Origin of the sequence: Comamonas testosteroni, from assembly GCF_000761245.1 — a bacterium.
GTDB lineage: Bacteria > Pseudomonadota > Gammaproteobacteria > Burkholderiales > Burkholderiaceae_C > Comamonas > Comamonas testosteroni_C.
Window position 1 is genome coordinate 298612 of the sequence record NZ_AWOR01000078.1, and the last position, 20344, is coordinate 318955.

Annotated in this window: 18 protein-coding genes; 11 read left to right on the top strand and 7 right to left on the bottom strand. The window is 63.2% G+C overall.

The window, feature by feature from the left end; translation table 11 throughout:
* Nucleotides 1-133 precede the first annotated feature (133 nt).
* The gene (locus P353_RS23380; RefSeq protein ID WP_034375002.1) at nucleotides 134-1045 is read right to left on the bottom strand and encodes a LysR family transcriptional regulator ArgP; all 912 of its coding nucleotides are present in this window, start codon (nucleotides 1043-1045) and stop codon (nucleotides 134-136) included.
* Nucleotides 1046-1087: 42 nt separating this feature from the next.
* Between P353_RS23380 and P353_RS23385 the strand changes: the two genes are divergently transcribed.
* The 6 genes from P353_RS23385 (at nucleotide 1088) to gorA (ending at nucleotide 6989) form a co-directional block, all read left to right on the top strand.
* Nucleotides 1088-2464: a D-amino acid dehydrogenase gene (locus P353_RS23385; RefSeq protein WP_034375005.1), complete on the top strand. Its 1377-nt coding sequence runs from the start codon at nucleotides 1088-1090 to the stop codon at nucleotides 2462-2464.
* A 107-nt stretch (nucleotides 2465-2571) separates the two neighbouring features.
* The gene (hpaR, locus tag P353_RS23390; RefSeq protein ID WP_034375007.1) at nucleotides 2572-3063 is read left to right on the top strand and encodes a homoprotocatechuate degradation operon regulator HpaR; all 492 of its coding nucleotides are present in this window, start codon (nucleotides 2572-2574) and stop codon (nucleotides 3061-3063) included.
* Nucleotides 3064-3089: 26 nt separating this feature from the next.
* Nucleotides 3090-3731 (top strand): PolC-type DNA polymerase III, encoded by a 642-nt coding sequence (locus P353_RS23395; protein ID WP_034375010.1) that lies wholly within the window; start codon nucleotides 3090-3092, stop codon nucleotides 3729-3731.
* A 196-nt stretch (nucleotides 3732-3927) separates the two neighbouring features.
* Nucleotides 3928-4452, top strand: a complete 525-nt coding sequence (locus P353_RS23400) for a flavin reductase family protein (protein ID WP_003071989.1) — start codon at nucleotides 3928-3930, stop codon at nucleotides 4450-4452.
* Between the two features lie 131 nt (nucleotides 4453-4583).
* Nucleotides 4584-5495 (top strand): TauD/TfdA dioxygenase family protein, encoded by a 912-nt coding sequence (locus P353_RS23405; RefSeq protein ID WP_034375012.1) that lies wholly within the window; start codon nucleotides 4584-4586, stop codon nucleotides 5493-5495.
* Between the two features lie 129 nt (nucleotides 5496-5624).
* Entirely contained in the window at nucleotides 5625-6989 is a 1365-nt protein-coding gene (gene gorA, locus P353_RS23410; protein WP_034375013.1) for a glutathione-disulfide reductase, read from the top strand.
* Nucleotides 6990-7109: 120 nt separating this feature from the next.
* On the opposite strand, the gene minE is transcribed toward gorA, so the two are convergent.
* Genes minE through minC form a run of 3 tightly spaced genes read right to left on the bottom strand, consistent with a single transcriptional unit; the run spans nucleotide 7110 to nucleotide 8987 of the window.
* Nucleotides 7110-7376 (bottom strand): cell division topological specificity factor MinE, encoded by a 267-nt coding sequence (minE, locus tag P353_RS23415; protein ID WP_003071985.1) that lies wholly within the window; start codon nucleotides 7374-7376, stop codon nucleotides 7110-7112.
* 5 nt (nucleotides 7377-7381) lie between these two features.
* On the bottom strand, nucleotides 7382-8194 hold the full coding sequence (gene minD / locus P353_RS23420) for a septum site-determining protein MinD (RefSeq protein ID WP_034375015.1): 813 nt from the start codon (nucleotides 8192-8194) through the stop codon (nucleotides 7382-7384).
* Nucleotides 8195-8252: 58 nt separating this feature from the next.
* On the bottom strand, nucleotides 8253-8987 hold the full coding sequence (gene minC / locus P353_RS23425; protein WP_034375017.1) for a septum site-determining protein MinC: 735 nt from the start codon (nucleotides 8985-8987) through the stop codon (nucleotides 8253-8255).
* Between the two features lie 149 nt (nucleotides 8988-9136).
* Here minC and P353_RS23430 point away from each other — a divergent pair, with 149 nt between their 5' ends.
* Nucleotides 9137-9886, top strand: a complete 750-nt coding sequence (locus P353_RS23430; RefSeq protein WP_034375019.1) for an enoyl-CoA hydratase/isomerase family protein — start codon at nucleotides 9137-9139, stop codon at nucleotides 9884-9886.
* Here the strand turns inward: P353_RS23430 and P353_RS23435 are convergent.
* Nucleotides 9883-12018: an acetoacetate--CoA ligase gene (locus P353_RS23435; protein ID WP_034375021.1), complete on the bottom strand. Its 2136-nt coding sequence runs from the start codon at nucleotides 12016-12018 to the stop codon at nucleotides 9883-9885. The genes P353_RS23430 and P353_RS23435 overlap by 4 nt on opposite strands.
* A gap of 142 nt (nucleotides 12019-12160) precedes the next feature.
* Here P353_RS23435 and P353_RS23440 point away from each other — a divergent pair, with 142 nt between their 5' ends.
* The 4 genes from P353_RS23440 (at nucleotide 12161) to P353_RS23455 (ending at nucleotide 17984) form a co-directional block, all read left to right on the top strand.
* Complete coding sequence (locus tag P353_RS23440) at nucleotides 12161-14071, top strand: B12-binding domain-containing radical SAM protein (RefSeq protein ID WP_198529128.1); 1911 nt, start codon at nucleotides 12161-12163, stop codon at nucleotides 14069-14071.
* A 232-nt stretch (nucleotides 14072-14303) separates the two neighbouring features.
* On the top strand, nucleotides 14304-15626 hold the full coding sequence (locus P353_RS23445) for a solute carrier family 23 protein (RefSeq protein WP_034375024.1): 1323 nt from the start codon (nucleotides 14304-14306) through the stop codon (nucleotides 15624-15626).
* Between the two features lie 147 nt (nucleotides 15627-15773).
* Nucleotides 15774-17288: an acetyl-CoA hydrolase/transferase family protein gene (locus P353_RS23450; RefSeq protein ID WP_034375026.1), complete on the top strand. Its 1515-nt coding sequence runs from the start codon at nucleotides 15774-15776 to the stop codon at nucleotides 17286-17288.
* Nucleotides 17289-17510: 222 nt separating this feature from the next.
* Nucleotides 17511-17984 (top strand): PaaI family thioesterase, encoded by a 474-nt coding sequence (locus P353_RS23455; protein ID WP_034375028.1) that lies wholly within the window; start codon nucleotides 17511-17513, stop codon nucleotides 17982-17984.
* Between the two features lie 769 nt (nucleotides 17985-18753).
* Here P353_RS23455 and P353_RS23460 read toward each other — a convergent pair.
* Together P353_RS23460 and P353_RS23465 are read right to left on the bottom strand one after the other, a co-directional pair.
* Nucleotides 18754-19455, bottom strand: coding sequence for an ABC transporter ATP-binding protein (locus P353_RS23460; protein ID WP_034375030.1), 702 nt, complete (start codon nucleotides 19453-19455; stop codon nucleotides 18754-18756).
* A 142-nt stretch (nucleotides 19456-19597) separates the two neighbouring features.
* A complete protein-coding gene (locus P353_RS23465) occupies nucleotides 19598-20341 on the bottom strand; it encodes an ABC transporter ATP-binding protein (RefSeq protein ID WP_034375033.1) in 744 nt (247 codons plus the stop codon).
* Nucleotides 20342-20344: the final 3 nt, after the last annotated feature.

Below are 20344 nucleotides of genomic sequence, written 5' to 3' on the forward strand. Positions count from 1 at the left end.
GTATCAGGCATAAATCAGTTTCAAATCAAAGATAGATGAGCGTCCACAGCTACAAAAACCAAAGTACCTCCGTTTGACTTCAAGCTCTCAAGGCCGCGCTGCAAAGCACGGCCTTTTTTCTTGGCTGCATCAATCATGCTTGCAGCAGTTGCCGGGCCTTGCCGAGCAAGGCCTGGCTGACACGGGCCAGCACGCGTGACTCCAGATTCCAGCAATGCCAGAACAGCGCGATGGACAGCACATGGCCTGCTGCCACGTCGATCATCTCGCCGGCATCCAGCGCGGGCTGCACCAGCAGCTGCGGCAGCACGCCCACGCCCCAGCCGGCACGCACGGCACGCACCTGCGCCTCGCAGCTGGGCAGCAGAATCTGATGCTGCAGCGACACATTGCGCAGACCCAGGCAACGCGCCACGAACTCGGCCTGCATATCGTCCTTGCGGTTGAAGGACAGATAGGGCAGCTGGTTGAAGTTCTTGCGCGTCAGCCCCTGCGGCAGTCTTTGCTGCGCAAACTCGCTAGAGGCCACGGCCACATAGCGCATGGCGCCCAGGGGCTGCACGGCGCAGCCGCGCATGGCCTGACTCAGCGTGGTGACGCAGCCCATGACCTGGCCCGAACGCAGCAGCTCCTGCGTGAAGTCCTGGTCGTCGACCACCACCTCCAGCGGCAGGCCGCTCTTTACCAGCTCGTCCAGAGCCGTCATGGCCCAGGTGGCAATGCTGTCGGCATTGATGGCGATGGAGACGATTTCTCCGGCCAGACTCTGTCCGGTCTGCGGTGCCAGCTCCTGCAGCTCATGCGCGAGATCGGCGCGCAGCAGGCGTAGCTGTTTGGCATGCTTGAGCAGCAGCCGACCGGCGCTGGTGGGCTTGACGGGGCGCGTGCGCTCCACCAGCACCGAGCCCACCTGAGCCTCCAGCGCGCGCAGGCGCTGGGACACGGCCGACTGGGTGATGTGCAGCTTTTGCGCCGCGCGCTCGAAGCCGCCTTCTTCCACGATGGCGGCCAGGCATTCAAGCGCAACAGGGTCCCAGGAGCTCATGGCAATTTCATTAGCCTTTCTGATGAAACTGCTGAAAATTTAATGCTGCTTTTGTTCGCCCGCAAGAGTGCAGACACTGGCCGCATGAACATCATCGTCCTGGGCGCCGGCATCATCGGCATCAGCACCGCCTGGCATCTGCGCGAGCGCGGTCACCAAGTCACCGTGGTGGACCGCCAGAGCGGTCCGGCCCTGGAGACCAGCTATGCCAATGGCGGCCAGATCTCGGTCAGCTACTGCGAGCCCTGGGCCAATCGCCAGGCGCCCTGGAAGGCGCTGAAATGGATGTTCGACAAAGAGGCTCCGCTGCTGCTGCGGCCCCGGCTCGACAGCGCGCAATGGCGCTGGTGCCTGCAGTTCCTGGCCCAGTGCAATGACCGCGCCTTTGCGCGCAATGTGCAGCAGATCGTGGCGCTGGGCGCCTACAGCCATGTGGCGCTCAAGGACATGGTCCAGAAGACCGGTATCGAGTTCGAGCGGCTGGAGCGCGGCATTGCCCATTTCTACAGCAGCCGGCAGGCGTTTGCCGAAGCCGCCGAAGGCGTGGAGCTGATGCGGCAATACGGCGTGCAGCGCCGTCTGGTCAGCCGCGACGAGCTGCTTGCCATCGAGCCCGCATTCACGCCCTATGCGGCGCAGATTGCGGGTGGCACGTTCACCGCCACCGATGAGTCCGGTGATGCGCGTCTGTTCACCGAAAAGCTGGCCGATCTCTGTGCCCAGGCCGGTGTGCAGTTCCTCTACGGCCACGACATCCTGAGCCTGCAGCCGGCGCGCCGGGGCAAGCCTGCCCGGGTGCAGATTCGCGACTGCAGCGATGGCGCCCCACGCATGCTGAGCGCGGACGCCGTGGTGGTCGCCTGCGGTTCATACACGCCGCTGCTGCTCAAGCCTCTGGGCGTGAAGGTTCCCATCTATCCGGGCAAGGGCTATAGCGCTACCTTGCCGCTGCTGCAGCCTGAAAAAGCCCCCATGGTCTCCACCATCGACGACAGCCGCAAGGTCGCCATGAGTCGTTTGGGCAACCGCCTGCGTGTGGCCGGCACCATAGAGCTCGGTGGCTTCGATCTGAGTCTGGACACGCCAACGGCCACAGCGCGTTGCGAGATGCTGGTCAGGCGCGTGGAGGAGCTGATGCCCGGCGTCTGCGACACGCGGCTGCCCGAGCAGGGCGGCGATCCGCAGTTCTGGTGCGGTTTGCGGCCCGCCACGCCCAGCAATATTCCCTGCATCGGGGCCACGCAGGCAAGAGGCATCTGGGTCAATGCCGGGCATGGCACCCTGGGCTGGACACATGGTGCGGGTTCGGGCAAGGCCATGGCGGCGCTGATGAGCGGCGAGCGCCCGGCGCTGGACTTCAGGTTCTGGGGCGAGCGCGCCGACGAGATGCTGCGCGGCGCGCGGATTGCATCGGCCTGAGACGGGCAGCAGGCCGCAGGGCCTGGATGGGCGACACTTTTGCCCGGATTGACGGTATCGCTGCGTGAGGCTCTTACATACAATCACGCCAGCAACTCGTCCATGCCATGACCCAGCACGACATCACTCCAGCCCTTGAAACCTCACGTTCCTTTGCGCGCTCATTGCCCATGGCTTTGCTCAAGGCCCGCGAGGCGGTCATGGTGCGCTTTCGCCCCTCGCTGCGTGCGCACGGCCTGACCGAGCAGCAATGGCGCGTGCTGCGCATCATGTGGGTGGCCGACAAGCGCCTGCGTCCCATGGAGCTGTCGCAGCTGACCTTCATCAGCATGCCCAGCCTCTCGCGCCTGCTCAAGACACTGGAAGGGCGCCTGCTCATCAAGCGCGGCCGCCATGTGGCCGATCTGAGGGGCTCAGAGTTCGCCCTCACGCCTGCCGGCCAGGAGATGGTGGCGCAGATCGTGCCGCACTTCGAGACCATCTACACCGAGATCGAGGAGCAGCTTGGCAGCGCCGAGAGCGAGCAGCTGTTTCGCATCCTCGAGCATGTGGTGCAAAGTCTGGGCCTGCCCGGCGAAGACGAGCTGGGCACGGACTGAGGCGCCGGCCACGGCACAATGCAGTCATGAGTGCTGCGATTGCCGTCATCGACTTTGAAACCACGGGCATGACGCCCGCCCAGGGCGCCAGGGCCACCGAGGTGGCCATCGTGCTGCTGGAGCAGGGCCGCGTGGTGGACCGCTTCCAGAGCCTGATGCAGACCGGGGCTTGGGTCTCGCCCTTCATCACCGAACTCACAGGCATCACCAATGCCATGCTGCGCACGGCGCCGCCCGCCGCCGAGGTGATGCGCGATGCGGCCCGCTTTGTGGGTGCTGCGCCCATGGTGGCCCACAACGCATCGTTCGACAGCAAGTTCTGGCAGGCCGAGCTGGCGCTGGCGGGCGAAGCCGCACCCCAGCTGTTTGCCTGCACCGTGCTGCTGTCGCGCCGCATCTACCCGCAGGCGCCCAGCCACAGCCTGGGCAATCTGGCGCGCTATCTGCAACTGCCCTCCACGGGCCGTGCCCACCGGGCGCTGGCCGATGCCGAGATGGCGGCGGCCCTGCTGGCCCGCATGCAGCAGGACCTGTGCGAGCGCCATGCCTTGCCCTGGCCAGAGCATGAGCTGCTGATGCAGCTGCAGCGCTGCAGCAAGGCCAAGGTCGGCGGCTGGCTGGCGCAGCAGGCCGGTCAAGGACTGCTGGCAGCTCAGACCCGGTATTGATGAAGATTTTGGCCTGCAGGCCTTGTATTCCTGCGCAAGACGCTATCAAAATTGATGATTCTGGCCTTAAGCCCTTACGGATTGTGACCGGCAAGGTTCAAGTTGATAATTGATCAAGTCCTGCAGATGCTCTTTGGATCTGCTGATCTTGAACCGTGGCGCACCGTTGTGGTCGCTGACTTGAGCTCTGAATTTCGTGAACTCCGCCTTGCCTACCTCCGTCTTGCGTTCGGCCTTGCCTTTCTCGCAGCGCGAATTTCGCGATGCGCTGGGGCAATTTGCCACCGGCGTGACCATCATCACGGCGCGCAGTGCAGAGGGCCATGCGGTGGGCTCCACGGTCAGCTCCTTCAACGCATTGTCGCTGGCGCCCTCGCTGGTGCTATGGAGCCTGGGTCTGAAGGCCAACTCGCTGCCCGTGTTCCGTCACTGCACGCATTACGCGATTCATGTGCTGGCGGCTTCGCAAAAGCCGCTGGCCGAGCTGTTTGCGCGCAAGGGTGCGGACCGTTTCAGCCATACGCCGCATCATGACTCCGAGCATGGCGTGCCGCTGCTGGAGGGCTGCAGCGCCGTCTTCGAATGCCGCAATCTGCGCCAGCATGAAGAGGGCGATCATCTGCTCTTCATTGGCGAGGTGGATCGCTGCGAGCACCATACCGACCGCGCACCGCTGCTCTACCACTCGGGCCATATGCACGCCCACGGCTTCGTCAGGTAAAGCCGGCTGCCGACTGGGAACCCTACCTAGTCGGCTTGAACGATACCGATCTCCAAGGCCCGCCCTAGATTGCCCCCAGGCCTGCTGTGTCAGGCCGCAGGACAGTGGTTGCAACGCTTTGGAGACACATCATGATCGATTGCGAAGACAGGCCGGCCCATACCCAGCTCAAGGTGGGCGCGGCAAGCAGCACGGGTATCGAACTCAAGCGCATCTCCCCCGCCATCGGCGTGGAGGTTTCGGGCATAGACCTGCGCCAGCCCGTGAGTGAGGAGCAGGCGCGAGAGCTGCGTCAGGCGCTGGTGGCGCACAAGGTGCTGGTGTTTCGCGGGCAGAACATCACGCCTGCCCAGCATGTGGCGTTTGCGCGCCGCTTCGGCGAGCTGGAGCTGCATCCGGTGTTTCCACATCACTCCGACCATGCCGAGCTGGTGCTGCTGGGCGGCAACAGCAAGATCCCAGGCACCGAGAACGTCTATCACACCGATGTCTCCTGGCGCGAGACGCCTTCCATGGCCTCGGTGCTGCGCTGCGTGGAATGCCCCGAGGTCGGCGGCGACACGGTCTGGATTAATATGGAGCAGGCCTATGAGCAGCTGCCCGAGACGCGCAAGCAGCAGATCGCCGGCCTGTACGCCGTGCATGACATCCTGCCCTCGTTCGGCGCGCGCATGACGCCCGCGCAGCAGGCCCAGGCCCGCGGCAAATACCCGCCCGTGGTGCATCCGGTGGTGCGCACCCACCCCGAAAGCGGCCAGAAGATTCTGTATGTCAACGAGACCTTCGTCACGCATTTCGCCAACTTCAGCTCGAAATTCGACAGCTTCCGTTCGGCCAACGAAATTCATGCCCAGCAACAGGATCTGATGAACTATCTGCTGCGCCAGCCCGCGATTCTGGAATACCAGATGCGCCTGCACTGGGAGCCCAACACCATCGCCATGTGGGACAACCGCTCCACCCAGCATTACGCGATTCAGGACTACTTCCCGGCCGTGCGCCGCATGCACCGCGCCACGGTCGTGGGCGACAAACCGTTCTGAGCCGCCCGCCAATCAAACTGGGTCGTGCAGGTGGTTTAACGCTGCGTTAAACCACCTGCGGCAGTCTTGTCTTGTAGAGTTCAAAGCAGCAAGCATCTGCTTTGAACTTCCCAAACAGCGAGACAGAACATGCAGCAACAAGACTTTGATTACGACTTTCTGGTCATAGGCGGTGGCTCGGGCGGCGTGCGCGCCAGCCGTGTGGCTGCCGCTCTGGGGGCCCGTGTGGCTGTGGTGGAAGCTGCCCAATTGGGTGGTACCTGCGTCAACGTGGGCTGCATCCCCAAGAAGCTGCTCAGCCATGCCGCGCACTTCAGCCAGCTGGCCGAGGAGGCCCGGGGCTTTGGCTGGCAGCTGGAGCAGCCGCGCTTTGACTGGCCCACGCTGATTGCCAACAAGGACCGCGAAATCGAGCGCCTGAACGGTGTCTACGGCCGCATGCTGACCGGCGCAGGCATTACCCTTATCCACGGCCGTGCGGCGCTCTTGGGGCCGCATAGCGTGCTGGTGAACGGCCAGACCATCCACGCCCGCCATATCCTGATTGCAACGGGCGGAACGCCCAGCCTGCCCGATATTCCAGGTGTGGAGCATGCCATCAACTCTGACGAGGCCTTCCATCTGCCGCATCTGCCCAGGCGGGTGGTGGTCGTGGGCGGAGGCTATATCGCCGTGGAGTTCGCCTCCATCTTCAACGGTCTGGGCGCCGAGACGACCCTGCTGCACCGCCGCCAGCAGCTGCTGCGCGGTTTTGATGCAGACCTGGGTCTGCATCTGGGCCAGGAGATGGCCCAGCTGGGGGTGAACTTCCGTTGGGAGGATGAAGTTCAGGCCATCGACAAGCAGGCGGACGGCCTGCATCTGCAGCTCAAGAGCGGCGAGCAACTGGTCGTGGACTGCGTGATGTATGCCACGGGTCGTGTGCCCCTGATCGAAGGCCTGGGGCTGGAGGCTGCGGGTGTCAAGGTCAACGACAAGGGCGCCATCGAGGTGGATCAGCATTTCTGCAGCAACGTGCCCTCCATCCATGCCGTGGGCGATGTGGTCGATCGCATGGCTCTGACACCCGTGGCGCTGGCGGAGGGGACAGTGCTCGCCCATCATCTGTTCGGCCAGGGCGGCAAGAGCGCTCCCGACTACGAGCTGGTGCCGACGGCGGTGTTTTCCCATCCGCAGGTGGGCACCGTGGGCCTGTCAGAGGAGGTGGCGCGCGAGCGCTTCGGCGCGGTGCAGGTTTTCCAGTCCGGCTTCAGGCCGCTGACCAACCGCATGGGGGCCGAGCCCGAGAATGTCTTCCTCAAGCTCATCGTCTCCAAGGCCGACCAGCGGGTGCGCGGCGTGCATATGGTGGGCGAAGGCGCGGGCGAGCTCATGCAGGGCTTTGCCGTGGCGCTGCAATGCGGCGCGACCAAGCAGCAGTTCGATTCGACCATAGGCATACACCCGACTGTGGCCGAGGAGCTGGTGACCATGCGGGAGCCGGTGCGCGAATGAGACACGACTCCGCGCGTTCGCACTGCGGGGCGCGCAGGGCGACACCGCAATGAAAAATGGGCCTTTTCAGGCCCATTTCTTATCCATCAAGCGCTATACGCCTGAAAGAGTGAGTCGACTTCAGCCGCGTGCGGCGTCCGGCAACTCGATCTTGACTTCCAGAACCTCAAGGTTTTCCTGGCGCTCCAGCTGTACCTTGATGTCATTGGGGTTGATGTCCACATACTTGGAAATCACGGCCATCAGCTCTTTTTGTAGCGCAGGAAGATAGTCGGGCTTGCCGCTTTCGCCGCCCACGCGCTCGCGCGCGAGAATGATCTGCAGACGCTCCTTGGCGACCGAAGCGGACTTCTTCTTTTCTCCGAGCAGAAACGACAACATGGACATAAGGCTTACCTCCCGCCAAACATGCGCTTGAAGAAACCGGGTTTGACGGCTTCGGTAAAGCGCATGGGTTTTTCTTCGCCCAGAAAGCGTGCCACCACATCCTGATAGGCCTCGGCCACATCCGTGCCCTGCATGTGCACGGCCGGAATGCCCTGGTTGGAGGCCTGGAGCACGGTTTCGGATTCGGGGATCACGCCGATCAGCTCGATGCGCAGAATGTCCTGGATGTCCTCCAGCGACAGCATCTGGCCGTCTTCCACGCGATTGGGGTTGTAGCGCGTGATCAGCAGATGCTCCTTGATGCGCTCGCCCTTGGCTGCACGCTCCGTCTTGGAGCTGAGCATGCCCAAAATACGGTCGGAGTCACGCACTGACGAGACTTCGGGGTTGGTCACCACCAGGGCCTCTTCGGCATAGTGCATGGCCATCAGTGCACCGCTTTCAATGCCGGCGGGCGAGTCGCAGATGATGAACTCGAAGTCCATGGCGGACAGATCGTCCAGCACCTTCTTCACGCCTTCCTGCGTGAGGGCTTCCTTGTCTCGGGTCTGCGAGGCGGCCAGCACGAACAGGTTCTCGCACTGCTTGTCCTTGATCAGGGCCTGGTTCAGATTGGCTTCGCCCTGGATGACATTGATGAGGTCATAGACCACGCGGCGTTCGCAGCCCATGATCAGATCGAGATTGCGCAGACCCACATCGAAGTCAATCACTGCGGTCTTGTGGCCGCGCAGTGCGAGGCCGGATGCGAAGCTGGCGCTGGTGGTGGTCTTGCCGACACCGCCTTTGCCAGAGGTCACGACGACGATTTTGGCCATGTTTGCACGATTCCTTTAAGACAAATGGGGCAGGTTGATAGGGTGTCCGGTGTGTCTCTCATACCGGCTCGATAACGATGCTTTCTCCCTCCAGGCGCACCTTGGCTGCTTTGCCGGCGACTTCTTTGGGGAGATCGGTTTCAATTGTGCGGTAGATACCTGCGATGGAAAGCAGTTGCGCCTCCATGCAAGTGCTAAAAATCCTGGCACTGGTGTTGCCGCTGGCTCCGGCCACGGCGCGGCCGCGCAGAGGCGCATAGACATGGACGTTGCCGTCTGCAATCACTTCGGCACCATAGCTGACCATGTCCAGCACCACAATGTCGGTGCCTTTGGCGTAGACGCGTTGGCCCGAGCGCAGCGGCCGATCCACGATGACGGCATCGGCCAGCGGAGCAGGCACCTCGACCTCCACTTCGCGAATGATTTCTTGGATTTGTGGCTCGGCGCGGCGCGTCGGCATGGCATCGGGGGCTGCACTCAGACCCAGGGCCTTGGCTGCTTCCATCTGGGCCTCGCTGCCGCTGCGCACGGCAACGGGCACTGTGCGGTGGTTGCGCAGGGCCTCGATCAGGGCCGGGAAGTCGATTTCTTCCTCTGCTTCGCGCACCTGGCTGAGGTCGATCAGCACGGGGTCGTTGTCGAAGAAGTCGGGGTCGTCGGCCAGACGACGTGCCAGATCCTGGGCCAGCGCCTGCATGTCGGTGCTGCGAAGTACCACGGAAAGCACCGGCAGTTGTGCGCTCTTGAGGTCAAAGCTGGGGCGCTCGGCGCCGGTCGATTCAACAGACATGGATGGGATCAGCGCACATCAGGTGCTCTATGAGGACGACAAAGTGTACCTGCCTACCGGCAAAAGATATGGTCACCGAGTGTTTGCACTGCAACACTTGATGCACCTCAGAGGCCTCTGTTTGTGCTGGTCTGGATGAAAATACAGTCATGTCTCCAGAGCTTTTGATCCAGGGCGCCTGTGCCAGCATCACCTTGCGCCGCCCCGAAGTTGCCAACAAACTGCTGCCCGAAGACCTGATCGTGCTGCGCCGCCAGATCGATGAGGTCAACGCCAGCCCTGCGGTGCTGGTGCTGACGCTGCAGGCGGTAGGCAAGCATTTCTGCAGCGGCTACGACATTGGCGAGATTGCCAACAGCCAGAACGAGGGCAGTTCCTTCGGCGAAATGGTGGACGCCATCGAAAACTGCCGTCCCGTTACCCTTGCCGCGATTCAGGGCGGCGTGTTCGGTGGCGCCACCGATATGGCGCTGGCCTGCGACTTCCGTGTCGGCGGGGCCAACAGCCAGATGTTCATGCCTGCCGCGCGGCTGGGCCTGCATTTTTACCGCTCGGGCCTGGAGCGCTATGTGACCCGGCTGGGCCTGGATACGGCCAAGCGCCTGTTCCTGAGCTGCGAGAAGCTGCAGGCCCAGGCCATGAAGGACTGCGGCTTTCTGACCGATCTGGTGGACGGCGCCGATATCTGCGAGCGCGTTGTGCAGCTGCAGACCACGCTGTCCGGCATGGCGCCGCTGGCGCTGCTGGGCATGAAGAAACACCTCAACGCCATTGCCCGCGGCGTGCATGACAGGGCCTGTATTGACGCTGCTGTGCAGGCGACGATCGAGTCGACGGACCTGCAGGAAGGCGGCAAGGCCTGGCGCGAGAAGCGCCAGCCTTTGTTTACCGGGCGCTAGGCCATCGTCTCTGCTTTGGCCAGATATTTCCTGGCAAAGCCCTCGTACCAGTCCAGGCAGCCGGGGTTGGCCATGGCGTCCTTGTTGACCACCTTGGCCAGGGGCTGGCCCAGCAGCAGCTTCTTGATAGGCAGCTCCTGCTTCTTGCCGCTGAGCGTGCGCGGAATCTCGGCCACGGCAAAGATATCGTCGGGCACAAAGCGCGGCGACAGCGCCGAGCGGATGGCCATGTTGATGCGCTCGCGCAGCGCCGCATCGAGTTCCACGCCCGGCCGCAGGGCCACAAACAGCGGCATATAGCTGTCTTTGCCCAGATATTCGAGGTCCACCACCATGCTGTCCAGCACCTCGGGCAGGGCTTCTACGGCGCTGTAGATCTCGCTGGTGCCCATGCGCAGGCCGTGGCGGTTGATGGTCGCATCGCTGCGGCCGTAGATGATGCAGCCGCCCTCACCAAGCAGCTTGATCCAGTCGCCATGACGCCAGACCGGCCCCATCTCAGCCGGGCCGTCGCCGCCGCCGGGTTGGCGGCCATGACCGGCGGGATACATGTCGAAATAGCTGGAGAGGTATCTTGTCCCGTCCGTGTCCCCCCACAGAAACAGTGGCATGGAGGGAATGGGCTGGGTGCAGACCAGCTCGCCGACCTCGTCCATCACGGGCTGGCCCTCTTCGCTCCAGGCCTCGACGGCCGCGCCCAGCTGGCGGCACTGCATGACGCCGGGCACCAGGGGCAGATCGCGGTTGCCGCCGATGAAGGCCCCCGCGAAGTCGGTGCCGCCCGAGAGGTTGTTCCACCAGATGTCGCCCCCAAGCTCACCCAAGGGGGTCTTATCGGCCTGGGACGGCCCTGCATCGCTCATCTGCCGGATCTTGCGGAACTGATCCGTGCCCCACTGCTGCACCTCGGCAGACAGCGGCGAGCCCGTGCTGCCCAACCCGCGTATGCGCGACAGGTCGCCGCAACTGGACAGCTCAAGACCGGCCTTCATGCAGTTGGCATAGAACGCCGCGCCCGAGCCAAAGCTGGTCACGCCGGTCTCGGCCGCGAAGCGCCACAGCGTGCCCCAGTCGGGCTTGTCCTTGCTGCCGCCAGGGCTGCCGTCGAAGATCACGCAGCTCGTGCCGCCCAGCAGGCCCGAGACCTGGGCATTCCACATCACCCAGCCCGTGGAGCTGTACCAGTGATAGCGCTCGCCCCAGCTGTTGGGCTCGTAGCTGCAGCCGATGTCGTTGTGCAGCCCCTTGAGCTGCAGGGCTACCAGCACCATGCCGCCATGGCCGTGGACTATGGGCTTGGGCAGGCCCGTGGTGCCGCTGGAGTAGACGATCCACAGCGGATGGTCGAACGCCAGCCATTCGGGCTCAAAGGCAGCGGTATCCGCATCATTTCTCGCTGTAACGCTGGTGTAGTCTGCGGTGTCAGCTATCTTTATGGATGGATTCAGATTGGGCACCAGCACCACATGCAGCACGCTGGGCAGGCCTTGGCGCAGCTCCTGCAGGACCTCGCGGCGGTCTATGTCCTTGCCTGCGTAGTGCACGCCGTCCACGGCGATCAGCGCCTTGGGCGCTATCTGCTTCAAGCGGTCGAGCACGGCATGGGTGCCCATGTCGGGTGCGCAGATGCTCCAGATGGCGCCCAGGCTGGCGCAAGCCAGAAAGGCGACGATGGCCTCGGGAATATTGGGCAGATAGGCCGCGACGCGGTCGCCCTTGGCGACGCCCTGGGCACGCAGATGCAGGGCCAGGGCCGCCACCTGGCGCTGCAGCTCGGGCCAGCTCAGCTCGCGCTGCAGGCCCTGCTCGTTGCGGCTGATGACGGCCGGCATGCCGGCGGCATGGGCCGGCTGGACATGGCGCAGCACCTGCTGCACATAGTTCACCTGCGCGCCCGGGAACCACTGCGCGCCGGGCATGATGTTGCTGGCCAGCACGGCACTGTGCGGCGTGGGCGACTGCAGGTCGAAGTAATCCCAGATGCTTTGCCAGAAGGCATCGAGATCGCTGGTCGACCAGCGCCACAGCGCGTCATAGTCGGCGAAGCTCAGGCCGCGCGTCTCACGCAACCAGTTCTGATACAACCGGATCTGGGGAATATAGGGGGCGGTGTTGTGGGAGGCACAGGACATGGCCTCAGCCTAGCGCTGCAGTCCGTGCAAGTCATTGGTGGTGGCCCCCGCAGATGTCACCTGTGCAGCACGGATGCGCGGTCAAACCGATAATCGGGGCCTGTCTACACCGTCAACGGCGCATGCCGGCGACCCGCACCCCATGTCCGCTTTGCCCACCCGCGTGCTGGCCGTCATTCCGCCGATGACGCAGCTCAACACCCCCTACCCCTCCACGGCCTATCTGACCGGCTTTCTGCGCTCGCGCGGCATCACCGCCATGCAGGAAGACCTGGCACTGGCCCTGGTGCTGCAGCTGCTCTCGCCCGATGGTCTGCGCGCCGTGGCCGAGCGCGTCCAGAGCCTGCCTGCGAGGCAGCACACGCCTGCCGTGCAGTCCTTTGCCTCGCAGCAGGAGCGCTATCTGGCCACGATTGCACCCACGATTGCGTTTTTGCAGGGGCGAGACTCCACGCTGGCCCACCGCATCGCGGGGCGCCACTTTCTGCCCGAAGGCCCGCGCTTTGCCACGCTCGATGTGTATGAGGACGAAGAGGGCGGCGATCCGCTGGGCTGGGCTTTCGGCGCCCTGGGCCTGCAGGACAAGGCCAAGCATCTGGCCACGCTGTACCTCAACGATCTGGCCGATGTGCTGCGCGATGCCGTGGACGAGCGCTTCGAGTTCGTGCGCTATGCCGAGTCGCTGGCCGGCAGCCAGCCCAGCTTCGATCCGCTGGCCGGTGCGCTGGCGGCAGAGCCCAATCTGGTGGACGAGGTGCTGGAGCGCCTGACGCTGGAGGCTGTCGAGCGCCACCAGCCCACGGTGGTGCTGCTGTCCGTGCCGTTCCCGGGCTCGGCCTATGCAGCGTTTCGCATTGCCCAGACCATCAAGCGGCGCTTTCCGCAGATTGCCACCGTGCTGGGCGGCGGCTTTGTCAACACCGAGCTGCGCGAGCTGGCCGAGCCGCGCGTCTTCGACTATTTCGACTTCGTGACGCTGGATGCGGGCGAACGCCCGCTGCTGGCGCTGCTCGAGCATCTGCGCGGCGAGCGTGGCAGATCGCGTCTGGTGCGCACCTTTGTGCGCGGCGACGATGGCAAGGTGCAGTACGTGAACATGATGGAGTCCGACATCGCGTTTGCCGACGTCGGCACGCCCACCTGGGACGGCCTGCCGCTGGACAGATACCTGTCGCTGCTGGACATGCTCAACCCCATGCACCGTCTGTGGAGCGACGGGCGCTGGAACAAGCTCACCGTGGCTCATGGCTGCTACTGGAAGAAGTGCAGCTTCTGCGACGTGAGCCTGGACTATATCGGCCGCTACGAGGGCGCCAGCGCCGCCGTGCTGGCCGACCGCATCGAGGCCATCGTCGCCGAGACCGGCCAGACCGGCTTTCACTTTGTGGACGAAGCCGCGCCGCCCAAGGCGCTCAAGGCTTTGTCGCAGGAGCTGATTGCGCGCAACGCCGGCATCTCCTGGTGGGGCAATGTGCGCTTTGAGAAGACCTTCACGCCCGAGCTGGCCGAGCTGATGGCCGACAGCGGCTGCATCGCCATCTCCGGCGGTCTGGAAGTGGCATCCGACCGGCTGCTGGCGCTGATGAAAAAAGGCGTGACCGTGGACCAGGTGGCACGCGTGACCAAGGCCTTCTCGGAGGCCGGCATTCTGGTCCATGCCTATCTGATGTACGGCTTTCCCACGCAGACCGTGCAGGACACGGTGGACGCGCTCGAGTATGTGCGCCAGCTGTTTCTCAACGGCTGCATTCAAAGCGGCTTCTTTCACCGCTTCAGCTGCACCGTGCATTCGCCCGTAGGCCTCAACCCCGAGGAATACGGCATCGAGCTGCCGCCGCTGCCAGAGGGCAACTTTGCCAAGAACGACCGCCCCTTCATCGACCCCACGGGCGTCGATCACGACGCACTGGGCGCGGCGCTCAAGAAGGCCATCTACAACTTCATGCACGGCATCGGGCTGGAGGAGGATGTGCGCATGTGGTTCCCGTTCAAGGTGCCCAAGCCCACGGTCAAACGCGACCGCATTGCACGTGCGTTGCAGCAGAAGCAATGAATTTGATAGCTGCTAGCGCTTGCTGATAAACAACTGTAGATCTGTTTATTGATTAATTCATTGACGGTATTGCGCTGCAAGCTATGTATTTGATAGTTTGCCCTTGTGCAGCCGTTTTCCCGCGTGTGCGAGAGACCACAGTCCCCGGTTTACCAGTGCTTGCACGACCCCAGCGGGCAAGCACTGCTTGCCATAATCTGCTCCGTTTTTGATATCTCCAAGGAGCGATGGGATGGGAATGTTTCAATGGACGGAGCGATCGTCCGATGTCTTGCAGGGCGGTGGCGTCATCGGCCCCGATGAGCGACTGCCCTGGACGCAGACCGGTTTGATGGGTATCCAGCACGTGATCGCCATGTTTGGCTCCACCGTGCTGGCCCCCATTCTCATGGGGTTCGATCCCAATCTGGCGGTGTTGATGAGCGGCATCGGCACGCTGATCTTCTTTCTCATCACCGGCGGCAAGGTGCCCAGCTATCTGGGCTCTTCCTTTGCCTTCATCGGCGTGGTCAACATCGCCACCGGCTATGTGGCCAGCCAGGGCCCTGCCAACGCCAATATCGGCGTGGCGCTGGGCGGCATCATTGCCTGCGGCTTTGTCTACATGCTGGTCGGCCTGCTGGTGCAGATGGTGGGCACGGCCTGGATCGAGCGCTTCATGCCGCCCGTGGTGACGGGCGCCGTGGTGGCCATCATCGGCCTGAACCTGGCCTCGATTCCCATCAAGAACATGGCGTCCAACAACTTCGAATCCTGGATGCAGGCGCTGACCTTCGTGTCTGTTGCGCTGGTGGCCGTGTTCACGCGCGGCATGCTGCAGCGCCTGCTGATTCTGATCGGCCTGATCATTGCCAGTGTGCTCTACGCCGTCTTCACCAACGGCCTGGGCTGGGGCAAGCCCGTGGATCTGAGCGGCGTGCTCAATGCCGCCTGGTTCGGCATTCCCAGCTTCCATGCGCCGGTGTTCACCAGCAACGCCATGCTGCTGATCGTGCCCGTGGTCATCATTTTGGTGGCCGAGAACCTGGGCCATATCAAGGCCGTGACGGCCATGACGGGCAAGAACCTGGACCAGTACATGGGCCGTGCCTTCATCGGTGACGGCGTGGCCACCATGGTCTCCGGCGCAGCAGGCGGCACGGGCGTGACCACCTATGCCGAAAACATCGGCGTGATGGCGGCGACCCGCATCTACTCCACGGCCGTGTTCTTTGTGGCGGCCCTGCTGGCCGTGCTGCTGGGCTTCTCGCCCAAGTTCGGTGCGCTGATCCAGGCCATTCCCCTGCCCGTCATGGGCGGTGTCTCCATCGTGGTGTTCGGCCTGATCGCCATTGCCGGCGCCAAGATCTGGGTGGACAACAAGGTGGACTTTTCCGACACCAAGAATCTGATCGTGGCTGCCATCACCCTGATTCTGGGCACCGGAGAATTCACGCTGAGGTTCGGCGAATTCGCGCTGGGCGGCATCGGCTGTGCCACCTTTGGCGCCATCATCCTGTATGCGTTGCTGGCCATGGGCGAGCGCCAATCTGAAACCAAGGTACAGGCCAAGTGAGTGCCAACATGTAATCGGGGGAACATTCCCCTGACAGCAGCGCGGGGCCTTTGCCGAGAATCCCGGTATTAATGTTCCGCGCTGGTAACATTTCTCGCTGGAGATATGCCGCCCTACCCGGGCGGTTTTTTTTAGTTGGAGCATGCAATGTCCATCGCAGATCGCGTACGTTACCCAGAATTCCTCTCGCGCGTCATGACGGCCGAAGAGGCAGCCGCCCTGATTCCCCACGGTGTCAATGTCGGCATGAGCGGCTTTACCGGAGCCGGTTACCCCAAGGCATTGCCCCAGGCCATTGCGGCCCGCGCCAAGGCCGAGCATGCCCAGGGCAAGCCCTACAAGATCAATGTCTGGACCGGCGCGTCCACCGCCGCCGAGTGCGACGGCGTGATGGCCGAAGCCCATGCTCTGGGCCAGCGCCTGCCTTTCAACACCGATCCCATTGCGCGCAAGGCCGTGAACTCTGGTGAGATCGACTTCATCGACATGCACCTGTCCCACGTGGCGCAGCATGCCTGGTTCGGCTTTCTGGGCCACATGAATGTCGCCGTGATCGAGGTGCTGGGCGTGACCGCCGACGGCCTGCTGATCCCGTCCACGGCCGTGGGCAACAACAAGACCTGGCTGGAGATCGCCGACAAGGTGATTCTGGAAGTCAACACCAAGCCGCCCGCCCGGATGGAGGGCATGCACGACATCTACTACGGCACGGCCATCCCACCGCGCCGCATGCCCATCAACATGACGCATGCCGACGACCGCATCGGCGATGCCTACCTGAAGGTGGACCCCGCCAAGGTCGTCGCCGTGGTCGAGACCCACAAGGGCGACCGCGACAATGTGTTTGCCACTCCAGACGAAAACTCTCAGAAGATCGCTGGCTACATCATCGACTTCCTGGCCCACGAGATGAAGATGGGCCGCCTGCCCAAGGAGATGCTGCCCATCCAGTCGGGCGTGGGCAATGTGGCCAATGCCGTGCTGGCCGGCCTGCTGACCGGCCCGTTCGAGAACCTGCTGGGCTTTACCGAAGTGCTGCAGGACGGCATGCTGGATCTGCTGCGCGCGGGCAAGATGAGCAAGGCCTCGGCCACCTCCATCTCGCTGTCTGCTGCGGCCTACAAGGATTTCGAGGACAACATCGACTTCTACCGCGAGCGCATCATCCTGCGCCCGCAGGAAATCTCCAACCACCCCGAGCTGGTGCGCCGCCTGGGCATCATCGCCATGAACTCGATGATCGAGGCCGACATCTACGGCAACATCAACTCCACCCATGTCATGGGCACGGGCATGATGAACGGCATCGGCGGCTCGGGCGACTTTGCACGTAACGGCTATCTGTCCTTCTTCGTCACGCCTTCGGTGGCCAAGGACGGCAAGATCAGCTGCATCGTGCCCATGTGCTCGCATGTGGACCACACCGAGCATGACACCCAGATCATCGTCACCGAGCAGGGTCTGGCCGATCTGCGCGGCCTGTCGCCCAAGCAGCGTGCGCAAGTCATCATCGACAAGTGTGCCCATCCGGACTATCGCGCCCAGCTGCAGGATTATTTCGACCGCTCGCGCCAGCAGGGTGCGCAGCACACGCCGCACATCCTGACTGAGGCGCTGTCCTGGCATCAGCGCTTCATGGACAAGGGCGATATGCGGGGCTGAGTTACCCCCTGAGCCGCTTTGCGGCTTCCCTCAAGGGGACGACACCATTGCTGCTGGGCGGTGGGGCCGCCTAGGCCCTTGCTTGGTGTCTCTGATCTGGTAGCTGGTGAACTGCTCGCCGTGTACTAGTCCGCTTGGTGCTGGCGTTGGCTGCTCCAAGTCCTTAGCATCGAAGGACGCTCTGCAAAGAGCGTCCTTTTTTCATGCACCACAAGGACTGGTATGGCGATCTGGACCCGAGAGCTCGATCTGAAAGCGCTGAACGCAGGCAGCGCAAACACTGCAATTTCCCATCTGGGCATTGAGTTCACCGAATACGGCGACGACTATGTGCGCGCCCGCATCCATGTGGATGAACGCACCTGCCAGCCCTACGGCATTTTGCACGGCGGTGTCAGCGTGGTGCTGGCCGAGACGCTGGGGTCGATGGCCGCGGCCTGCAGCATTCCCGAAGGCTACCGCTGCGTGGGCCTGAGCGTGAACGCCAGCCATGTGCGCGCAGGCCGCAAGGGCAGCTGGATTACGGCCACGGCGCGGCCCACGCATCTGGGGCGCACCACGCATGTCTGGGCGGTGGAGCTGCGCGATGAGGAGGGCAAGCTGACCTGCAACTGCAGCCTGACGATGGCTATCCTGCCGCCAGAGGCGGCGAAGAATGTGCGGCTGGATGCGGCTTCGCTGGGCGGGGTTCAGTAGGTTTTGGTTTGCGAGACCGCTTTGTTTTGAGGATATAGGCCGGGTTTCGCCTCGGCTGGCGACCTACTTTCTTCGCAAGAAAGTAGGCAAAGAGCAGGCCCCTACTGCCCACGTCCCTCCGGCTTCGCCTGTGGGCAACCTGCGCCGACAACCTCTTGTGGCTGTACGGCAAAACTCACTTCGAGCTTCGCTCTTCGTTCAAACACATTGCCGTAAAAGTGATGACGATGCGTCTGCACTCTACGGTGCAGCCGCGCGCCATAAGAGGCTGCCGTCGCAGGCGTGGGCACAAGGGGCAATACCGGAGACAGGATAGCTCCGAGATAGATTTGATAGCTGCCACCGCAATTCATATAAGCGCTTGAGCCTGATTTCGCCACAAGTCTTGCAGGCTGTCCGCTCCCTCCCGTCTGGCTGTGCCTGCGACACGCGGTTCAGGCTGCGGGCAATGCTGCCGCAGGACAGCATTGCTTTGTGAACTGACTTGCCGCCGTTTGTCTGAGCGCAGCGGCATGCCGCGCAGCGAGTTGGGCGGCACCGTAGGCTGAATTGTGTGACGCAGGTTTACCCGGAGCGAAGCGCAGGGACACAGGCAATCGGATAGCGCTCTTTGCCTACTTTCTAGCGCGCTAGAAAGTAGGTCGCCAGCCGGGGCGAGTCCCGGCCTCTGTCCATAAATCAGGTATCCAGTGTCACTCCAAACATCAAACAGAGCAGGTCTCAAATGCTTATCTATCAGACCTGAACAGCTATCGAAACAAGACGAGAGTCAAACCCCCAACAACGCCGACAACCTCTCCGGCTGCCGCAATAGATCCGCAGACTCAGCCTGCAAGGCAAGTCGCCCTTTTTCCATCACCGCCGCATAGTCGGTATGCGCCAGCACCTTCTTGTAGTCGCGGTCCACGATCAGCGTGGAGATGCCGGTTTCCCGAATCTGGGCAATCACGCGCCAGATCTCGGCCACCACCAGCGGGGCCAGACCCTCGGTGGCTTCGTCGAGAATCATGAGGCGCGGGTTGGTCATGAGCGCGCGGCCTATGGAGACCATCTGCTGCTCGCCGCCCGAGAGCTGGTCGCCGCCGTTGGACAGACGTTCCTTGAGGCGAGGAAAGGTTTCAAGCACGCGCTCGTAGGTCCAGCCCCGGCTGCCGTCCAGGCCGGCTCTGGCGCTCATCAAGAGGTTTTCCTTGACGGAGAGATTGGGGAATACGCCGCGACCTTCTGGGACATAGCCAATGCCAAGACGTGCCATTCGTTCGGGGGCGGAATTCGTCACTTCCTTGCCATCGGCAAACACCCTGCCCGAGCGCGCCGTCACATAGCCCATCAGCGTGCGGATCAGCGTGGTCTTGCCCATGCCGTTGCGGCCCAACAGGGCCACGGCCTTGCCCTGGGGCAACTCCAGGGAGATGCCGTGCAGGATATGGCTGTCGCCGTAAAAGCTGTGCACCTCTTGCAGGCTGAACATGGCAAGGTTCGAAGCCCCGGAAAGTGGGCGCGTGCCTGTGCCAGAGGCACCAAGCAAGGGCCGCCCCGCAGCGATGGTGCCGTCCCCCTCCCGCGCAGCGAGAGAGGGGGAAGCGGCAGAGCCGCTCAGGGGATGCCTTGTTTCAAGCATGCTCTTGCTCTCCTAGATAGGCGGTGCGCACCACTGGGTCGTTGCGAATCTGATCGGGCGTACCTGTGGCCACCACGCTGCCGTTGACCATGACGGTGATGCGATCGGCGATGCGGAAAACGGCATCCATATCGTGCTCCACCAGCAGCACGGCATGCGCGGATTTGAGCTCCTGCAGCAGCTCCAGCATGCGTTCTGTCTCTTCGGCGCCCATGCCTGCCAGAGGTTCGTCCAGCAGCAGCACGCGTGGTGCTGTGGCCAGACACATGGCGACCTCCAGCTGGCGCTTGGCGCCGTGGCTCAGGCTGCCGGCAATGCGCTCGGCATGCTGCGCAAGACCGGCGCGATTCAGTGCAGATTTCGCCCGCAACATGCTGGCCGTGCAATGCTGGGCCGATTCCCAGATGCGCCAGGGTCTGGGCAGCGCCTGGGCCTGTGCCGTGAGGCGACAGTTCTCCAGCACTGTGAACTCGGGGAAGATGGTGGTGCGCTGATAGCTGCGCCCGATGCCGGCCTTGGCGCGCTGCGGCTGCGGCATCTGCGTGACGTCCCGTCCTTCAAGCGCAATGCTGCCGCTGCTGGCCGCTATCTCGCCCGAGAGCATGTTGATCAGCGTGGACTTGCCTGCGCCGTTGGTGCCGATGACGGCATGGACCTCGCCCTGGTGCAGATCCAGGTCCACATTGTTCACTGCCACCAGCCCGCCAAAGCGCCGCGTCAGGCCGCGCACCGACATCTT